Here is a 16,836-nt window from a genome sequence, read left to right on the forward strand (position 1 = left end):
CTCGCAGGTCAGATCCATCGTTGTTCCCGTCGAAGGCTGTGGCGTCATCCAGGTGAAGGGGTAGGTTCTGGCCATGCACATCGTCGCCGTCCTCGCGCTGGACCAGGTGATCCCGTTCGACCTGTCCACGCCGATCGAGGTCTTCCACCGCACCCGCCTCCCGGACGGGCGCCCCGGCTATCAGGTCCGCGTGTGCGCCGAGCGTGCCGAGGTGGACGCGGGCGCGTTCACGATCCGCGCGCACCGGGGGCTGGAGGGCCTCAAGGGTGCGGACACGATCATCGTGCCCGGTACCGCCACGCCCACGGCCCCGCTCCCGCCCGCCGTCCGTGACGCACTGCGGACGGCCGCCGCGCAGGGCACCCGCATCGCGTCGATCTGCTCGGGCACCTTCCCGCTGGCCGCCACCGGTCTGCTGGACGGACTGCGCGCGACGACCCACTGGATCGCCGCGGATCTGCTCGCCGCCACGTACCCCGAGGTCGAGGTCGACCCCGATGTCCTGTACGTCGACAACGGGCAGATCCTCACCTCGGCCGGCGCGGCCGCCGGCCTCGACCTGTGTCTGCACCTGATCCGCCGTGACTACGGCTCGGCCGTGGCGGCGGACGCGGCCCGGCTCTCCGTCATGCCCCTCGAACGGGAGGGCGGGCAGGCGCAGTTCATCGTCCACGACCACGCGCCCGCACCTCAGGGGTCGACCTTCGAACCGCTGCTCGCCTGGCTCCGGGACCATCTGGACAGCGAGCTCACCCTCGCCGACATCGCCGCCCGCGCGGGCGTCAGCACCCGCACGCTCATGCGCCGCTTCCGCGAACAGACCGGCACCACTCCGCTGCAGTGGCTGCACCGGGCCCGCATCCGGCAGGCCCAGCACCTCCTGGAGACCACCGGGCATCCGGTGGAACGGATCGCCGCCCAGGTCGGCTTCGGTTCGCCCACCGCGTTCCGTGACCGCTTCAAGCGCACGACCGGGGTCAGCCCGCAGGCGTACCGCCGTACCTTCAGCTGACCGCCGCGACCGGTCAGGCCGGCCGGTCGCCGTCGTCCGCCGGGGCAATCGACTCCCGCAGACGGGCGCTCGCCATCCGCATGTGCTCGGTCATCGCCCGGTCCGCGGCCTCCGGATCCCGGTCGCGGATCGCCTTGAGCACGGCGTCGTGCTCGCACAGGGTGCCGCTGACGGTGCCCTCGATGTCGCTGACCCGCTCCATCCACACCTGGAGCAGCGCCCGGATCGGCACCGTCTCGGAGCAGTTGGTGCCGCTGATGAAGCCGGGCGCCGTCGTCCTCACCCTCGACCCGGCCGCCGCGTACGCGGGCCTGCTGTTCGCCCGCGACGACGTGCACTACGCCTGCGCCCACCCCTGCCACCCGTCCGTCTTCCTGGAGCGCACCACCAAGGAGGAGTGGCAGGACACCTTCGGCGGGATCGCCGCCCCGCAGGAGGTCGTCGCCGCGTACGAGGGCGGCGACGCCGGGAAGCAGGCCCTCGCCGACTCCGTCATCCGCGTCATGTGCGCCCCCGTCGTCGACGTCCACTGGGTGACCGTCAAGCAGCTGGCCGTCCTGGAGCCGACGCTCGTCGAGACGATCGCCTGCATGGTCGGCGCGCTGCTCACCGAGGCGCTGCACGAGACCGTGCACACCGTCGGCGTCCCCGAGAAGGCCGCCCGCGCGATGCTGCTCGGCCACACCCAGGTCGCCCTCGCCAACACGCTGAAGGGCTCCAACCCGTTCTCCGACGCCTGCCTCATCGCGATGGACTACGGCCGCGAGTCGATCGTCCGCGACGACTGGAAGAAGGTCTTCGACGACGCCGAGCTCGACAAGGTCATCACGCGCATGCTCAAGATCAAGGAGATCAAGCGCCAGCCGTACTGATCACGTCGTCAACGCCGGCCCGCCGTGGCCTGGGCGCTCAGCCACGCGCCGTACCAGGCGAGGGTGGCGTCCAGTGCCTCGGCGAGCGGGGTGGGGCGGACGCCGAAGTGCCCCTCGAAGGCGGCCGACGACATGATCTGCGGCTCGGTGTGCTGGTAGAACATCTCGGCGTACTCGGCCATGAACCGCTCGTCGAACGGCCCGAACGGCCGCGGCTCGGGCACCGCGGTCAGCCGGAGCGGCCGCCCCGTGCGCCGCTCGACCATCGTGAGGACGGCGCGGGTGGACAGCGCCGTGTCGGTCGGCAGGTGCCAGACGCGGCCGTCGCCGTCGGGGCGTTCGCCGAGCGTGGCGAGACCGGCCGCGACATCGCGTATGTACGTGTAGCTGTGCGGCTGGTCGATGTCGCCGAGGGCCGGCACCTCGCCGCCGGTCAGCGCGGCAGGGAAGACGGCGCCGCCCAGCGTCGAGTTGAGGACGCCGGGTCCGAAGAAGTCGGCGGACCGGCCCAGCGCCACCCGGGCACGCCCCGCACGGTGCGCCGCCAGGTACTTCTCGTCGAGCTCGGCCCGCATCCGCCCCTTGCGCGTCGTGGCCTGCCAGGGCGAGTCCTCCGTCATCACCGCGCCACCCGTCTCGCCGTACGGGTACAGCGTGTCGAGGACGACGAGGCGCGCCCCGCTCTCCTCCACCGCGCCCAGCACGGCCTCCTGGATGCTCGGCATCACCGCGACCTGGAGGTGGTAGCCGACATTGACGCAGTGGTACACGACGGCGGCCCCGTCGACGGCGATGCGCGCGCCCTCCGCAGTGCTGACGTCCGCGGCGAGGCGCCGGACGCCGGGGAGGGCGGGCCCCTCGCCCGTGCGGTCGACGAGGCGCACGGGGTGACCGCGGCGCACGAGTTCCTCGGCCAGGGCGGTCCCGGCGGGGCCGGAGCCGAGGACGCAGTGCAGGGGCCGGGCGGTGGTCATGGTGCTGGTCATGGGAATCCCTTCGGCGGACGCGCGCGGCGACATCGGGTGTGATGACTCATCGCGTCTGTTAGAGACTCTAACTCTCGCGCATGGGTGTAGCAAGGATGGGGCGCCCGCAGGGAGGGGCCGGGGGAGCGGGGGCTTGCGCGCGGCACGCGGGAGAACGGGCGGGAGGGGCTCAGTCCCGGTCGGCGGCCGGTGCGTCCCGGCGGACCCAGCCGTAGAGCACCACCGAGCACAGCGCGGCGGCGGCGCACCACGTCGAGATGAACTCCCAGCGCCACAGCGCCGCACACACGGCGGCGCCGACCGCGACCAGACCGCCCAGCAGGACCAGGCCCCCGTCGCCGGACAGCAGCAGCGAACCGATCGTCGCCACCAGATATCCCGCGATCAGCCATCCGGCGTGCGGCAGCCCGATCTCGTAGCCCATGGTGTGGCCGCGGATCCCGGCCGTGACCGTCTTCGTCGCCAGCACGTACGCGAGGGCGGCGGAGGTCGCGACGCCGCACACGAGCGGGACCACGAGGCGTCGGCGGGCCCGGTCCGGTGCCGCGCACAGCACGCCCACCGGGACCCACAGCGGCAGCAGCGGCAGGGCGATCACCGCCCAGGCGACGACCAGGGGCCCGCGGCCACCGCCCTCGGTCCAGATCACCGCCTCGATGATCTGGTGGGCACCGAGCAGCAGCGGGAGCGCCGCGAGCGGCAGGGCACGCGGTCGGGTGCGGGCCGCGCGCGCCACGCACGCGACCCCCACCGCGGTGATCGCGCTGCCCGCCACCAGATCCGCCGTCGCGCTCCAGCACATGCGCGCAACGCTACGTTCCCGAAGCCGCCGCGGCGCGTCGGCGCTCTCCTCGTACGGTCAGGGCCGGGCCTCGTAGCGGGAGGCCGGATCGGGTTCGATGTTCTGGTTGAGACGGAAGAGGTTCTCCGGATCCAGGGCCGCCTTGATCCGGGCGAGCCGCGCGTAGTTGCCGCGGTAGCTCGCCCGTACGCGCTCCTGCCCCTCGTCCATCATCATGTTCACGTAGGCGCCGCCCGCCGAGAAGGGATGCAGCGCCTCGAAGTAGTCGACCGTCCAGCGCCTGAGGAGCTCGGCGTTCGCCGGGTCCGGGTCCACGCCCGCGACGACGCTCGCCCACCTGGAGTCCCGGTAGTGGAACGCCGTGTCGGCCGCCCGGTGGTCGTGCACCGCTCCGTCGATCGGGTACAGGTGCATCCCGGACTGCACGGTCGGCGCCTCGGGCCCGAACTTGGCGTGCAGCGCCACGGCCTCGTCCGGGATGTCCCGCACGAAGTCGGCCCGCCAGTACCACTGCTGACCGGGCGGGTAGAGCTCGTCGAACATCGACTGCAGGGCCGGGTGCGGCATCGGCGCGACGGCGTGCAGCAGCGGGCCGGGGAGCCGGTCGAGGAACGGCGCCATCGCCGCACCCGCCGCCTCGGGATCGCCGCTCGTGTGGCACCACACGACGCCGCACACCTTGCGCAGGTGCAGTTCCTCGGGGAACGGGGGCGCCGCAGGCACGGTCCCGTACATGAAGAAGCCGTTGACGTCGCGGGGCGCGGACGGAATGAACTCCCGGTAGACGGACAGGACGTCGCCGCCCTGCTCGGCGGGCCAGAAGCTGGGTCCTGCCACGACCGTGGACACCTCGTGCAGCCGGAACGTGAACGCGGTGACGACGCCGAAGTTGCCGCCCCCGCCGCGCAGCGCCCAGTACAGATCCGTGTGCTCGTCGGCGTCCGCCCGTACCTGGGTGCCGTCGGCCAGGACGACCTCCGCGGCCAGGACGTTGTCGACCGTCAGGCCGCAGCGCCGGGAGAGATGGCCGAGCCCGCCGCCGAGGGTGAGGCCGCCGACGCCGGTGGTGGAGACGATGCCGCTGGGGGTGGCCAGGCCGTGCTCGTGGGTGGCCGCGTCGACCAGCCCCCAGGTGGCGCCGCCGCCGACGCGGACCGTGCGGGCGGCGGCGTCGACCTCCACGGAGTCCAGCGGCGCCAGGTCCACGACGACTCCGTCGTCGCAGGTGCCCAGGCCCGCGCCGTGATGGCCGCCGCCGCGCACCGCGAGCGGCAGCGCGTGCCGGCGGGCGAAGCCGATGGCACGCGCGACGTCGTCCGCGTCGGCGCAGCGCGCCACGAGGGCGGGGCGCCGGTCGATCATCGCGTTGTAGACGGCGCGGGCCTCGTCGTACCCCGAATCCTGCGGACCGGTCAACTCGCCCTGAAAAGACTTCAGTTCACGGCGCGCCGCCTGTGCGGGCGTGGTGGTCATGCGGCCCCCCGAGCCTGATGGACGTCGTCCGCTCGTTCTACGGCCGCGGGCCCGCCCCGGCATGCGTGCCCGCCACCCACCTCTGGCCCGCCGCCTGCCTATGTTTCGCCGCCCGGCAGCAGCCCGAGTTCCCGGGCCCGCGCGGCGGCCCGGCGCCGGGTGGGCGCGTCGAGCTTCTCCAGGACCGCGCTGACGTGGTGGTCGACCGTACGGACGGAGACGACGAGCCGGTCGGCGATCTCCGGATTCGTCAGGCCCGCCAACAGCAGCCGTGTCACTTGTAGTTGGCGGTCGGTCAGCCCTGCCGGATTGTGCCGCGTCGCCGCGTGCGGGCCGCGCGGCACGCGCCGCACGCCGAGCGCCCGCAGCTCGGCCCGGACCAGGCGGGCCAGCGGAACCGCGCCCATGGCGTCCAGGGCGGAGAGCGCGCCCACCTTGTCCGCCGGGTCCGGGCTCTGTGCGAGGGCGGCCGCGTGCTCATAGGGGCAGCCCGCCTCCCGCCACAGCCGGGCCGCCTTGTCCCACTGGCCCGCCGCCTGGAGCGCGTACGGGTGGCACGAGCCGTCGGGCGGCACGGTTCTGCCCGCCCTGCTGAGCCAGTAGCCGAGTTCGGCGCGTTGCGGGGCGGACAGCCGCCGGGCCCGCGCGTACACCTGCGCGGCGGCCGCGACCACACCTGCCCGGTCGCCGCGCAGCCAGGCGGCCTCCGCGCGGGCCGCCGCCACCGGCCCGGTGCGCTGCAGTTCACGGGTGCCCACGGCGATCCGCCAGGCCTCGTCGAGGAGCTCACCGCCACCCGGGTGGCCGCGCCGGATCCGGATCCGGGCGAGCACGGTGAGCGCGGGGCAGCGGGCGGGCGGGAACACATCGGCGCCGAGCAGCGCGCAGCGCTCGGCCGCCGCCCAGTCGCCCGCGGCGAACCGGTGCAGCGCCCGCTCCACCTGGAGGTAGGTGAGAAACCCCAGGTGCTCGGCGCGGTCGGCAAGCTCCGTGGCGGGGGTGAGGTACCGGTCCGCCTCGGCGAGACGCAGGTCGTCGAGGAGCGACCAGACGATGTTCGCGTACGCCCGGCAGGCGTGCTCCACCTCGCCGGCCGCCAGCGCCACCCGCAGGCTCTCCTCCAGCTGACGCTGCCCCGAGGGGTCGCCCGACCGCCAGCGGGCACTGCCGACGTTGTTGAGGGCGTGCGCGAGGATCGCCGTGTCGCCCGCCTCGCGGGCCAGCGCCAGGGCCCGCTCGCCGTACTCGACGGCCTGCGCGTACGCGTCGGACAGCATGCGCAGCTGTGCCGTGTTGCTCAGGGCGAGCGCCAACAGGCGCTTGTCACCGGCCTGTTCGAGCACGGTGAGCGCCTCGCGCGCGGCCGCCTGTGCCGCCGCCGCGTCGCCGGCCCACCAGTGGATGCGCGACAGCCAGCGCAGATCCGCCCCCAGCGCCCGCAGGTCGCCCAGCTCGCGGCGGACCCCGACGGCGTCGCGCTGGGCCGTCACGGCTGCTCGCGCATCCCCGATGGTGTAGCTCTCGACCGCGAACTGCTCCAGCAGATCGGCCTGTTCGGCGGGGCCGAACCGGTGCCGGTGCCGCAGCACGAGCCGCAGATGGGCGGCGGCCTCCCGGTGCGCGCCCGCGCGCGCCGCGTCCCGGGCCGCCCCCGGCCCGAACCGCGTCACGGCCCCGGTGTCCCCGGCCGCCGCCGCGTGGTGCACGATCCGCGACCGGTCGGCGCCCGGGGTCGTCACCAGCGCGGACAGGACGGCCCGGTCGAGCGCGATCCGGCGCGCCGCCGGCAGCGAGTCGGCGACGGCGCGCCGGATGATCTCGTGCCGGAACGCCACCCGGTCGACCGCCACGACCAGCAGCCCGCCCTGTTCCCCCGCCGCGAGTGCGCTGTCGCCGTCCGGCAGCAGCGCCTCCACGAGGGGACGCTCGACCGCCGAGGGCACCACGGCCAACTGTTCGAGGGCGTCCCGGGCCGCGTCGTCGAGGCCGCGCAGCCGGCCCAGCACGGCGTCGACGACGGTCGGCGGCACCTGCCCGGTGTCGCCCGCCGCGATCACCTCGGCGACGAAGAAGGGATTGCCCGACGTCACCGCGTACACCTGCGCCGCGTCGAGATCCGCCGTCGCGCTCAGGGCGCGCACCGCCCCGGGCGACAGCGGGGCCAGCGGCAGCCGGTGCACCCGGGCGACCCCCGACAGCAGCCCGAGCAGCTGCCGCAGCGGATGGCCGCGGCCGACCTGGTCGTCCCGGTAGGTGAGGACGATCGCGGCGGGCAGCCCGTCGACCCGGCGCACCAGATAACGCAACGCGTCCAGGGAGGCCTCGTCGGCCCAGTGCACGTCCTCCACGACCAGCACCGCCGGGCGCGGACCGCCGGCCAGCTCCGCGTACAGCGCCTCGTGCACCCGGTACCGGTCGCCCGCGTCGCGCAGCGCCCGCGCCAGCTCCGCGCCCACGCCGCCGGCGAGGTCCCGCAGCGGTCCCAGGGGGCGGCCCGTGGCCAGGTCGTCGCAGTACCCGACCAGGAGCCGCGCGCCGCGGGGCAGGACCCCCGGCAGGGCCCGCACCAGGGAGGACTTGCCGATCCCGGCCTCGCCGACGACGAGCGCCACACAGCCCGCGCCGTCCGCGGCGTCCCGTGCGGCGGCGGCCAGTCGCTGCAGTTCGAGATCCCGCTCGAGGATCCCCCCGTCCATGTCCGGATCCTCCCACCACGGCGCCGGGCGCGGCCGCGTCGTGCGGCGGGATACGTCGATCGAACGAGACCCGCGGCACGGCCGCGACCGGGGCGTCGTAGGGCCGGGCCGGACCCCGGACCGAGTGCTTGTATCTGACATGTATATAATTTCCGTATGCATCTATCCTCGGAGTCCGTCGACACCTTCGAGGCCCGGCGCATCGAAGGCGCCGCCCGCGGTCTGCTGCGGGGGATCGGGCAGCTCACCCAAGCCCTGTTCCGGGCAGGTGAGTTCGGACTCACGCGCAGTCAGGCCGCACTCCTCGACGCGCTCGAACCGGCACCGCGCCGGGTCACCGAGCTCGCCGCCCGGACCGGGATGGCGCAGCCAAGGGTCACCGTGATCCTGCAGAAGCTCGAAGAGGCCGGGCTCGTCGAACGGCAGCGCTGCGCGTCAGACCGGCGCGCGGTCGAGACATCGCTCACGCCCGCCGGGCGCGAACTGCTCGAACGCGGCCGTCAGCGGATGGCCGCCGCCCTGCTCACCGCTCTCGACGGCGGTATCGACGACTCGGAGCGCGCGGTCTCGGCCGCGCGGGATGCCATCGCCGTACTTGTGAACGCCATGGAATCGGAGGCCAGTTGACCACCCCGGACACACTGCCGGACACGTCCGCCCCGCACCGGACCGCCGCGGACCTCGCCCCCCACCGGGTCGCCGGGCCGCGCAGACGGTGGGACTGGGTGCTCGCCGCCGACCCCGGACTCGGCCAACTCCAGTCCGGATGGCGGTCGTTGGTCGCCATGGTCACCTCCCTCGCCGTCGGCTACGGCATGGCGCAGGCCCTGTCGATCCCGCCCATGATCGGCATGATGGTCGCCGGGATGATGGGCCTGATGAGCGCGTTCGCGGTCGCCGAGAACACCTGGGACCGGCTCGCCCGCGCCATCCTGTGGATGCCGTTCCCGTACACCGCGGTGCTGTGGCTGTGCGCTTCCCTGAACGGGGAGCGCGTCCCGCAGATGGTCCTGATGATCACCGCGCTCGCGCTGACCTTCTTCCTCGCCCGGTTCGGGCCGATGGCCCTGCTCACCGGCATGATGCTGTTCAACGGCCTGATGGTCGGCATGCTCGCGGGCATCCCGACGGCGCTCGTCGGCAAGGCGTTCGCCGTCGCCCTGGTCTCCGCCGCGGCCGTCCTCGCCACCCGCCTGCTGCTGTGCTACCCCATGCCCCGCGAGGACCTGCTGCGCACCCAGCGGGCCTTCGTCGTCGAGGCCCGGCGAGTGGCCGACGCCGCCGTCGACACGCTCGACCCCGACGCCGACCGGGAACGAGCGGTGCGCCGGATGAACCGCTCGCTGCGCCGCCTGAACATCACCACCGTCACCATCGACGGCCGGCTCGCCCAGCCCGAGGTCGCCGCCGACCCGGCCGCGGCCGAACTGCTGCACCGCCACCTGTTCGACGCCGAACTGGCCCTGCGCGGCATCGGCCAGGCGGCCGCCGACCTGACCCGGCAGCCCGTCCCCGAGCCCCTGCGCGAAGCGCTCGCCGTCGGCCTCGTGCTGGCCCGCGACACCCCCCTCGGCCAGGCGGAGGGCCTGCGCCCGGCCGCCGCTCACATCCAGGAGCGCGCCGAGACGATCCTGGGCGACGCGACCGCACCGGCCGACCACGTCGAGGCCGCCGTGCTCGCCCGTCGCATCGGACACCTCTTGGACTCGCTCGCCGCGTCCCTGCGCGACTGGCTCGCCCTCGGCCACACCGCGTCGACCAGCCCGGCCGACGTCCCGTTCCAGCCCACCGTCGCCCTGGAGAACAACCGGCTGCCCGGCTCGGCCGGCCCCGCCCGGCGCGTCCTCGCCGCGGGCTCGGAGTCCGGCTGGCGCCGCGCCGTCCCGTTCGTCCGCGTCCCCGTGCACGCCGCCGTCGCCGCCGCCATCGTCTGCCCGATCGCCGACGCCATCGACCCGCACCGCTTCTACTGGGGCCTGGTCGGCGTCATGATCACGCTGTTCGGCACCAACACCACCCACGAACGCCTGCGCAAGTTCGGCCACCGCATGGTCGGCACGGCGATCGGCGCCGTCCTCGGCATCGTCGTCCTGCACCTCATCGGCCGCGACCACGTGTACGCGACCCTCGCCGTCATCGTCGCCGGACTCACCCTCGGCGCCTGGGGCATGCAGCGCGCCTACGCCTGCTGGGTGGTCGGCCTGGTCGTCGCGCTCGTCCAGCTCTACGCCCTCACCACGCCCGACAGCGGCATGAACCACCTGCTGGGGGAGCGGCTCCTCGACAACGGCATCGGCATCCTCGTCGCCACCGCCTGCGCCGCCCTGATCTTCCCGCTGTCCCGCCGCACCGTCGTCAAGGAGGCCGAGCGCGGCTACGTCGACGCGCTCGCCCAGGTGGTCATACAGGTCGAACAGCGCTGGTCCCGGCCGGACGAGCCGGTCCGGCTGCGCGGGGCGGCCCGCGCGGTGGACGCCGCGCTGAGCCAGGTGCAGAGCGTCGTACGGCCGCTGGTGCGGATGCCGGTCGGGGTGCGCGGGCCCGCCGCCGAGCACCGGGCAGCGCTCCTCGCCACGGCGACGGGCCACGCCCGGGCGCTGGCGGTGGCCGCCGACATCGACGTCGACCTGGCGCCGCGCCTGGCCGAACGCGCCCGACTGGTCACCGCCACCCTCACCGCGTCCCTCAAGGAACTCGACCGGTTCTTCGCGAGCGGCGAGGTGGACGGTGCCTGGCGGCGGATCGGCCCGCTCGTCCGTGAGCTGGAGGCGGAACTCGCCCCGGCCCCGCCGGGCCCGCGCGCCCGCCGCCTGCAGACCGCGCTGCGCGAACTCGACGCCCTCGACGAGACCCTCGCCGCCTACGCCGAGCAGGCCGGCCTTCCGATCGCCGCGGAGGGCCGCACCGCGCAGGCGCCCGCCTCGCCCATGCAGCGGCGCACCCGCGCCCTGATGGCGGCCTGGAACGAGCCTCACCTACGGGCGTCCGAGCCCACCGGGACGGCGCGCGTCGAGGGCCGCGTGCACTGCGCCGCACACCCCGAGGGCTGCCCCGCATGGGTGACGGTGATCAGCGCCCGCGGCAAGCGCCTCGCCAAGTCCCCGGTGACAGACGGCAGTTACGGCGTGGACGCGCTGCCCCCGGGCACCCACACACTGGTGATCTCCGCCGCCCGGCACGCGCCACGGGCCGTACTGGTCACCGTGCAGCGGCCGTCGGGCACGGTGCGGCAGGACGTGGAGCTGCGTTCCTAGGCTCCTGCGGGAGCGGCCGCGGGTGTCCGACGTGTCGCGCCCGCGGCCCCCGTGCCGCCCGCGGCAACGGTGAACGGCGCGCTGTAGCCCTGTTCGCCGCCGTCGCGGGCGACGACCTCGATCGCGTAGCCCGCGCCCTCCGGCACCTTCGGCAGGACCGTGGCGGTCTCGCCCGACGGGGCGTCGGTGAGCTTCGCGGCGAGCTGGACCACACGGGCCGTGCCGCCGCGCACGAGCCACATGTCCACCTCCCGCCCGGTGCCGTTCTGCCAGGTCACGAACAGGCTGCCGCCCGTCGGGTGCACGGAGTCCGCGACCGGGGCGGTCACGGTGACGGCAGCGGCGGGCTCGGCGGGAGGGCTGAAGCCCCACAGCAGTGGGGCGGCGGCCAGGGCCAGGAATCCGGTACGGCGCATGCGACGACCTCGTTCCGATCGGGAGTTCGACAAGGAACCGACAAGGTCAGACCTGCCACCCGTACAAGATCACCTAAGGGATCATGGGTCAGCGCCACCCCATGGGGTACGGATCGGTCCCCGAAGCGGCCGACTCGACAGGACAGGGCGGCCGACGCCGCGCATGCTCGCGCGCGCCACGACGCTCACCTCAGCCGAGCCCCGGCACCACGAACGCCAGCCACACCACGGCGGGGGCGACCACCACGACCCCCGCCCCGTACAGCATCAACTGACGGAAGAACCGGTCCCGGTCCACGTCCTCCGCGTTCGCGAGCACCAGCGCCCCGTTCGTCGAGAACGGGCTGACGTCGACCACGGTCGCCGAGACGGCGAGCGCCGCCACCATGCCCACCGCGCCGACCTCGCCCGCCGCGAGGAACGGCACGGCGAGAGGGATCAGCGCGCCCATGATGCCGACGGACGAGGCGAACGCCGAGACGATCGCGCCGATGTAGCAGAGCAGCAGGGCGGCGAGCAGCGGGACACCGATGCCGCTGACGGCGTCCCCGGCCCACTTGATGGTGCCCATCTCGTCCAGTACGCCGACGTAGGTGAGCACGCCGCAGATCAGGAAGACCGTGGACCAGGAGATCTCGGCGACCGCGGTCGTGCTCGTCGCGGGCCACACCACACTGAGCACCACCGCGATCGTGATCGCCGTCAGGCCGACGTCGAGGTCGAAGGCGAGGGCGCCGACGACCAGCGCCACGAGACCGGTGAGGGTGGCGATGCGCGGTCCGTCCAGCCGCGGTTCCTCGGGAGGCGAGGTCGCGGTCCCGTCCGCCGCCTGCTCCGGTGACTCGTTCGACGCGGCCGTGGAGTCGCCGCCGACCGCCACCGCGGCACGTTCGGGTGCGCGGACCGGGACGCCGCCGCGGCGCATCAGCACGGTGTAGACGATGCCGGCGACGACGGTGTTCACGACGAGGCTCGCGAGGAAGAGGACGCCCTCGTTGCCGGGCAGGTGTTCGCGGGCGACGACGCTGTTCACCGTCGAGCCGTAGACGCTGGTCGGCGAGAAGCCGCCGGCCTGCGCGCCGTGGACCACCATGATCCCCATCAGCAGCGGGCTGATGCCGTACTGCGCGGCGAACCCGAGCGCCAGCGGTGCCACGATGGCCACCGCCCCCGGGCTGACGGCGCCGATCGCGGTGAGCGCGGCGGTGACGGCGAACATCATCCAGGGGATCAGCGCGACGCGGCCGCCCACCAGCCGGACCGAGGCGTGCACCAGCCACTCGGTCGTGCCGTTGGCGCGGGCGATGGCGAACAGATACGTGACCCCGGCCAGGACGACGAACAGGTCCCCGGGAAACCCCGCGAACACGGCGTCGGCGTCGAGGTCGGCGGCGAGCCCGCCGACCGCGAAGGCCGCGGCGAAGGCGAGGGCTCCCATGTTGACGGAGCGGGTGGTGGCGATCACGAAGACGACCGCCAGGACGAGGATCGAGAGCAGCTCTGCGGACACGGGCGACTCCAATTGGAAGAGTGGCTCAGCCAATTTCCCTGTGGGTCATGAGCCTGTCAATATCCTCGACGAGGTCGGATCGAGAACCGTGGTCCGCGTTCCCGGCCCCTGGGCCCTCGCGGCCCCCGGACCTCGGCCCGTGACGGACGCTGAGGGATGTAACGCCGGAACTGCGCATATATGGCAGATTCTTCACTAAAGCCCCGGGCGCTCCGTAAATCCCACGGCTGAGGGGCCGATATGCGTGACGTGGCGCAGGCTGGTTACGTGACGGGGACAGGAGACGAACAGGCACGGGGACTGGGAGACGAGGTGACACGGGATGACCGAGCGGAACGACGAGGCGTTCATGGGTGACGAGGTGTACCAGCCCGGAGACCCGGACGCGCGGGAGGACGAGGGCGTCCTGGACGCGGAGGACACCCTGAGCGACCGCGGAGTCGACCCGTACGACGAAGGGTGGTCGCCCCCCGAGCGCCCGCTCGGTGTCGAGCACACGGGCACCACCGCGGCGGAGCAGCGGGAGGGCGAGAGCCTCGACGAGCGGCTGGCCGAGGAACGCCCCGACCCCGTGATCGACGCGTACGAGGCGCTCGAGTCGGACGAGGAGGACGACGACGGGGTCGGCGATCTGGCCGACGGCGACGGCGAACCGCTCGACGACGAGGTCGGCGATCTGCGCGCGGGCCGGCTCGTGGCACCGGACGAGGGCGCACACGAGGACGCCGAGAAGGACATGCTCGCGGAGGACGTCGGCCTCGACGGCGGAGCGGCCTCCGCCGAGGAGGCCGCCGTCCACCTGGTCGACGAGGACGACCGGCTGCTGTGACGGCCCCCGCCGGCGGGTGTCAGTGCCCGTAGGCGGTCGCCGTCAGCATCAGCGCGACCGAGGTGAAAGCGGTCAGCAGGGCGACGACCGGCGGACCGAGCGCGACGTCGTCCGTCGCGCACTGACGGGCGGTGATGCCTATGCAGACCACGCTGAGTCCTCCCAGGACCATCGCGACGATGATGAGCACGGCGTCGATCTCCTCGTGTCGAGTTCCGCCCCGAGTCGGCCCCATCGTCGCGTGACCGGCGGTGCGCCGCACCCGGACACCGGACGTACGCGTGACAACGTCGGCCCACGGCCGAGGAGAGGAAACGGAGCATGCGGATCGATCTGACGGGTCGGACGGCGCTGGTCACCGGCTCCACCCAGGGCATCGGAGCGGCGATCGTCACCGGCCTCGCCCGGGCCGGGGCGCGCGTCGGGGTCAACGGACGTTCGGCCGAGCGTGTGCGGGAGAGCATCGAGCGGCTGACCCGGCAGACCCCGGAGGCCGATCTGGTCCCGGTCGTCGCGGACGTCGCCACCGAGGACGGCGCCCGGCACGTGGCCGACGCCCTGCCCGAGGCCGACATCCTGGTCAACAACCTCGGCATCTTCGGCTCCGCCGAACCCCTCGACATCAGCGACGACGAGTGGCGGCGCTACTTCGAGGTGAACGTCCTCGCGGGCGTCCGGCTCACCCGCATGTTCCTGCCGGGCATGATGGAGCGCGGCTGGGGCCGGGTGCAGTTCATCGCGAGCGACTCGGCCGTCGTGGTGCCGGCGGAAATGATCCACTACGGCATGTCCAAGACGGCGCTGCTGTCCGTGAGCCGCGGATTCGCCAAACGGGCCGCGGGCACCGGGGTCACGGTGAACTCGGTGCTCGCGGGCCCCACCCACACCGGCGGGGTCGAGGACTTCGTGTACGAACTCGTGGACCGGGACCTGCCGTGGGACGAGGCGCAGCGCGCCTTCATGCGCCAGCACCGGCCTCAGTCGCTCCTGCACCGTCTGATCGAGCCGGAGGAGATCGCCAACATGGTCGTCTACCTCGGATCCGACCAGGCATCGGCGACCACGGGAGGTGCGGTACGGGTCGATGGCGGGTACGTGGACTCCATCCTGCCGTGAGCGCGGGTGCCCGAACCGGGACCGGACAGAGGTGGACGACTGATGGATGACCGCACATGGTTCGTCCTGGCCGCGGTGGCGGCCGTGGCCATGCTGGCGGCCGCCGGCTATCTGCTCGTGCGTGTCTTCCAGGCGCGCAGACTCCTCGTCGACGCGGGGATCCCGCTGCGCAGCAAAGCGCTGTTCTGGGCGGCCGTGGTCTACACGATCTCGCCGGTCGACCTGCTCCCCGACCCGATCTACCTGGACGACATCGGGGTCCTCCTCATCGCGCTGAAGTCACTGCACTCCGCGGCGCGGGCCGTCACGTCATCGCGGAGTAGGCCCGAGCCAGCGCGTGGAACGACTCCTTCGGCTCCCAGTGCCAGGCTGAGCCCGGATCGGCGGGGCGGTCCCGGACCGGCCTGACCAGGCTGTAGCTCGCCATGTCCAGGTCGAGCCGGGGCTCGTCACGGTGCGGTGCGTCCGGCGTGACGAAGGTGTACGCCATGGCCGCGTACAGGCCCATCGCGTCGAAGACCCGCAGCACCTCGGTCAGGTAGGCGGCCTGCGTCCGCTCGCTGCGGACCAGGCCGCCCTTGATCTCCGGCGGGTCCTTCGCGTAGTCGACGACGTCCCAGCCCATGCCGCCGCTCCCGGGCGCCCCCTCGAACGTGCACGTACCGAACTCGGTGATCGCGAGCGGCTTCCCGGGCCGCCGGTGCCTGCGCAGTTCCCGGACGTGCCCCGCCGCGCTGGGGAAGGTCCCGTAGTAGTCGAGGCACACCAGATCGAACAGGTCCCAGTCCACGCCCTCGTCCTGCGCCGCCGCGTACGACAGCGGCCCGCGGAAGACGGACCGCCCGACCGCCGCCGCCCGCGCGGTGAACCGGCGCAGCCTCAGCGCCGTCCGCACCGGGTCGACATGGCCCTTGGCCAGGTTCTCGATCCGCTCGACGGCGGTGGCGCCCGGCACGATGCCGGGGACGAACAGCAGGAACTCGCACCCCACGTTCAGGTGGACCGGCACTCCCTGCCGCCGCAGCCGCTCCGCGAACCGGCCGGTCTGCGCGAGATGGTCCAGGATGTCGCCGGCGGGCACGTCACCGAGCGTCGGCTCCAGCCAGACCCGCAGCCCGAGTTCGGCCGCCTGCTCGGCGGTGCCGGTGAGCCGTTCGACCCCGTCACCGGTGATCTTCACCGAGTCCGCGTGCAGCCGGTCGCGGATCGCCCGCAGATCGGCGCGGGCCCGCGCCGCGCTCCAGGCCGTCGCGGGTGTCTCGCCCGCGCCGACCTCGTACACGACACCCCGGTGCGACAGCCCGCAGGAGCGTCCGCGGGCCGTCGCCGCCGCGGCGCCCGCCGGCAGCAGTGCCCCCGCGCCGACCGCCCCCGCGAGGCCCAGAAAGCGTGCCCTGCTCATGTCGATGTCCTTCATGACGCCCCCACAGTCGTCGGTCCGGATGCCGCCGCTAGCCGCGGCTGAACGGGAGTTCGGCCGTGAGCCAGGTGGTCAGCGCGCCGGGATCGCGGCTCTGCGTCCACAGCCGGCCGGGACCGGTGAACTCGAAGACGAGCCCCTCGCCCGACTTCAGCGTCTGCAGCAGACCGCGGGTCACCTTCCGTGTCGCACAGGACAGGCCGTCCTCGAACGCGACCAGATGACCGGAGTCCAGGACGAGCGTCTCGCCCGGACCCAACTCCACCCGGTCCAGTGCCCCGTAGCAGGCGGCGGCCACCCGGCCCCGGCCCTCGGCCCGCACGGACTCACCGGGGGCCGGGACCACCCGGGCCACGGCGAACGAGGGGTTGTGGCGTACGTCGACATCCATGCGGCGATGCTAGGAACGCCCGGGCGGGCGGCGCCTCGGCCGAAAGTCTGCGGCCGCGC

At 73.6% G+C, this 16,836-nt stretch carries 16 protein-coding genes and 1 pseudogene; 7 read left to right on the forward strand and 10 right to left on the reverse strand.

The features are described 5' to 3' along the window. The first annotated feature begins 73 nt into the window (after positions 1-73). Positions 74-1,012 carry a GlxA family transcriptional regulator gene (locus ACQUQD_RS38185; RefSeq protein WP_428956806.1) on the forward strand — a complete coding sequence of 313 codons (939 nt, stop codon included), beginning with the start codon at positions 74-76 and terminating at the stop codon, positions 1,010-1,012. 13 nt (positions 1,013-1,025) lie between these two features. Here the strand turns inward: ACQUQD_RS38185 and ACQUQD_RS38190 are convergent. Beyond that, positions 1,026-1,238 (reverse strand): annotated as a pseudogene (locus tag ACQUQD_RS38190) (FCD domain-containing protein); the annotation flags it as partial. On the opposite strand from ACQUQD_RS38190, the gene ACQUQD_RS38195 reads away from it, so the two are divergent. Beyond that, positions 1,195-1,884, forward strand: a complete 690-nt coding sequence (locus ACQUQD_RS38195; protein ID WP_428956807.1) for a phosphogluconate dehydrogenase C-terminal domain-containing protein — start codon at positions 1,195-1,197, stop codon at positions 1,882-1,884. The pseudogene ACQUQD_RS38190 and the gene ACQUQD_RS38195 overlap by 44 nt on opposite strands. A gap of 8 nt (positions 1,885-1,892) precedes the next feature. Here the strand turns inward: ACQUQD_RS38195 and ACQUQD_RS38200 are convergent, their stop codons facing one another. The 4 genes from ACQUQD_RS38200 to ACQUQD_RS38215 all read right to left on the reverse strand — a co-directional run bounded on the left by ACQUQD_RS38200 (position 1,893) and on the right by ACQUQD_RS38215 (position 7,841). Then, entirely contained in the window at positions 1,893-2,858 is a 966-nt protein-coding gene (locus ACQUQD_RS38200; protein WP_428957757.1) for an NAD-dependent epimerase/dehydratase family protein, read from the reverse strand. Positions 2,859-3,039: 181 nt separating this feature from the next. Further along, a complete protein-coding gene (locus tag ACQUQD_RS38205) occupies positions 3,040-3,672 on the reverse strand; it encodes a DUF6629 family protein (protein ID WP_428956808.1) in 633 nt (210 codons plus the stop codon). A gap of 57 nt (positions 3,673-3,729) precedes the next feature. Then, positions 3,730-5,145 (reverse strand): FAD-binding oxidoreductase, encoded by a 1,416-nt coding sequence (locus tag ACQUQD_RS38210; protein ID WP_428956809.1) that lies wholly within the window; start codon positions 5,143-5,145, stop codon positions 3,730-3,732. Positions 5,146-5,243: 98 nt separating this feature from the next. Further along, positions 5,244-7,841 carry an ATP-binding protein gene (locus tag ACQUQD_RS38215; RefSeq protein WP_428956810.1) on the reverse strand — a complete coding sequence of 866 codons (2,598 nt, stop codon included), beginning with the start codon at positions 7,839-7,841 and terminating at the stop codon, positions 5,244-5,246. 156 nt (positions 7,842-7,997) lie between these two features. On the opposite strand from ACQUQD_RS38215, the gene ACQUQD_RS38220 reads away from it, so the two are divergent. Continuing rightward, positions 7,998-8,468, forward strand: coding sequence for a MarR family winged helix-turn-helix transcriptional regulator (locus tag ACQUQD_RS38220; RefSeq protein WP_428956811.1), 471 nt, complete (start codon positions 7,998-8,000; stop codon positions 8,466-8,468). Further along, complete coding sequence (locus tag ACQUQD_RS38225) at positions 8,465-11,095, forward strand: FUSC family protein (protein WP_428956812.1); 2,631 nt, start codon at positions 8,465-8,467, stop codon at positions 11,093-11,095. Before ACQUQD_RS38220 ends, ACQUQD_RS38225 begins: the two co-directional genes overlap by 4 nt. On the opposite strand, the gene ACQUQD_RS38230 is transcribed toward ACQUQD_RS38225, so the two are convergent. Together ACQUQD_RS38230 and ACQUQD_RS38235 are read right to left on the reverse strand one after the other, a co-directional pair. Continuing rightward, the gene (locus ACQUQD_RS38230; RefSeq protein WP_428956813.1) at positions 11,092-11,511 is read right to left on the reverse strand and encodes a Ser-Thr-rich GPI-anchored membrane family protein; all 420 of its coding nucleotides are present in this window, start codon (positions 11,509-11,511) and stop codon (positions 11,092-11,094) included. The two genes, ACQUQD_RS38225 and ACQUQD_RS38230, sit on opposite strands and share 4 nt — an antisense overlap. 190 nt (positions 11,512-11,701) lie before the next feature. Beyond that, positions 11,702-13,021: an SLC13 family permease gene (locus ACQUQD_RS38235; RefSeq protein ID WP_428956814.1), complete on the reverse strand. Its 1,320-nt coding sequence runs from the start codon at positions 13,019-13,021 to the stop codon at positions 11,702-11,704. A gap of 322 nt (positions 13,022-13,343) precedes the next feature. Between ACQUQD_RS38235 and ACQUQD_RS38240 the strand changes: the two genes are divergently transcribed. Continuing rightward, positions 13,344-13,850, forward strand: coding sequence for a DUF5709 domain-containing protein (locus ACQUQD_RS38240; protein WP_428956815.1), 507 nt, complete (start codon positions 13,344-13,346; stop codon positions 13,848-13,850). Between the two features lie 19 nt (positions 13,851-13,869). On the opposite strand, the gene ACQUQD_RS38245 is transcribed toward ACQUQD_RS38240, so the two are convergent. Beyond that, positions 13,870-14,040 carry a hypothetical protein gene (locus tag ACQUQD_RS38245; RefSeq protein WP_428956816.1) on the reverse strand — a complete coding sequence of 57 codons (171 nt, stop codon included), beginning with the start codon at positions 14,038-14,040 and terminating at the stop codon, positions 13,870-13,872. A gap of 131 nt (positions 14,041-14,171) precedes the next feature. Here ACQUQD_RS38245 and ACQUQD_RS38250 point away from each other — a divergent pair, with 131 nt between their 5' ends. Both ACQUQD_RS38250 and ACQUQD_RS38255 read left to right on the forward strand, forming a co-directional pair. Continuing rightward, positions 14,172-14,966: an SDR family NAD(P)-dependent oxidoreductase gene (locus ACQUQD_RS38250; protein WP_428956817.1), complete on the forward strand. Its 795-nt coding sequence runs from the start codon at positions 14,172-14,174 to the stop codon at positions 14,964-14,966. Between the two features lie 42 nt (positions 14,967-15,008). Next, positions 15,009-15,374, forward strand: a complete 366-nt coding sequence (locus ACQUQD_RS38255) for a YkvA family protein (RefSeq protein ID WP_428956818.1) — start codon at positions 15,009-15,011, stop codon at positions 15,372-15,374. On the opposite strand, the gene ACQUQD_RS38260 is transcribed toward ACQUQD_RS38255, so the two are convergent. Together ACQUQD_RS38260 and ACQUQD_RS38265 are read right to left on the reverse strand one after the other, a co-directional pair. Continuing rightward, the gene (locus ACQUQD_RS38260) at positions 15,271-16,368 is read right to left on the reverse strand and encodes an abortive phage infection protein (RefSeq protein ID WP_428956819.1); all 1,098 of its coding nucleotides are present in this window, start codon (positions 16,366-16,368) and stop codon (positions 15,271-15,273) included. The two genes, ACQUQD_RS38255 and ACQUQD_RS38260, sit on opposite strands and share 104 nt — an antisense overlap. Before the next feature lie 49 nt (positions 16,369-16,417). After that, positions 16,418-16,777: an AIM24 family protein gene (locus tag ACQUQD_RS38265; RefSeq protein WP_428956820.1), complete on the reverse strand. Its 360-nt coding sequence runs from the start codon at positions 16,775-16,777 to the stop codon at positions 16,418-16,420. Positions 16,778-16,836: the final 59 nt, after the last annotated feature.

Source organism: Streptomyces sp. cg35 (assembly GCF_050410835.1).
In the GTDB taxonomy this organism is placed as follows: domain Bacteria; phylum Actinomycetota; class Actinomycetes; order Streptomycetales; family Streptomycetaceae; genus Streptomyces.

Coding starts and splice junctions, on each gene's coding strand:
- ACQUQD_RS38185 (WP_428956806.1), top strand. CDS start 74: ATGCACATCGTCGCCGTCCTCGCGCTGGACCAGGTGATCCCGTTCGAC.
- ACQUQD_RS38195 (WP_428956807.1), top strand. CDS start 1,195: ATGTCGCTGACCCGCTCCATCCACACCTGGAGCAGCGCCCGGATCGGC.
- ACQUQD_RS38200 (WP_428957757.1), bottom strand. CDS start 2,858: ATGACCACCGCCCGGCCCCTGCACTGCGTCCTCGGCTCCGGCCCCGCC.
- ACQUQD_RS38205 (WP_428956808.1), bottom strand. CDS start 3,672: ATGTGCTGGAGCGCGACGGCGGATCTGGTGGCGGGCAGCGCGATCACC.
- ACQUQD_RS38210 (WP_428956809.1), bottom strand. CDS start 5,145: ATGACCACCACGCCCGCACAGGCGGCGCGCCGTGAACTGAAGTCTTTT.
- ACQUQD_RS38215 (WP_428956810.1), bottom strand. CDS start 7,841: ATGGACGGGGGGATCCTCGAGCGGGATCTCGAACTGCAGCGACTGGCC.
- ACQUQD_RS38220 (WP_428956811.1), top strand. CDS start 7,998: ATGCATCTATCCTCGGAGTCCGTCGACACCTTCGAGGCCCGGCGCATC.
- ACQUQD_RS38230 (WP_428956813.1), bottom strand. CDS start 11,511: ATGCGCCGTACCGGATTCCTGGCCCTGGCCGCCGCCCCACTGCTGTGG.
- ACQUQD_RS38240 (WP_428956815.1), top strand. CDS start 13,344: ATGACCGAGCGGAACGACGAGGCGTTCATGGGTGACGAGGTGTACCAG.
- ACQUQD_RS38250 (WP_428956817.1), top strand. CDS start 14,172: ATGCGGATCGATCTGACGGGTCGGACGGCGCTGGTCACCGGCTCCACC.
- ACQUQD_RS38255 (WP_428956818.1), top strand. CDS start 15,009: ATGGATGACCGCACATGGTTCGTCCTGGCCGCGGTGGCGGCCGTGGCC.
- ACQUQD_RS38260 (WP_428956819.1), bottom strand. CDS start 16,368: ATGAGCAGGGCACGCTTTCTGGGCCTCGCGGGGGCGGTCGGCGCGGGG.
- ACQUQD_RS38265 (WP_428956820.1), bottom strand. CDS start 16,777: ATGGATGTCGACGTACGCCACAACCCCTCGTTCGCCGTGGCCCGGGTG.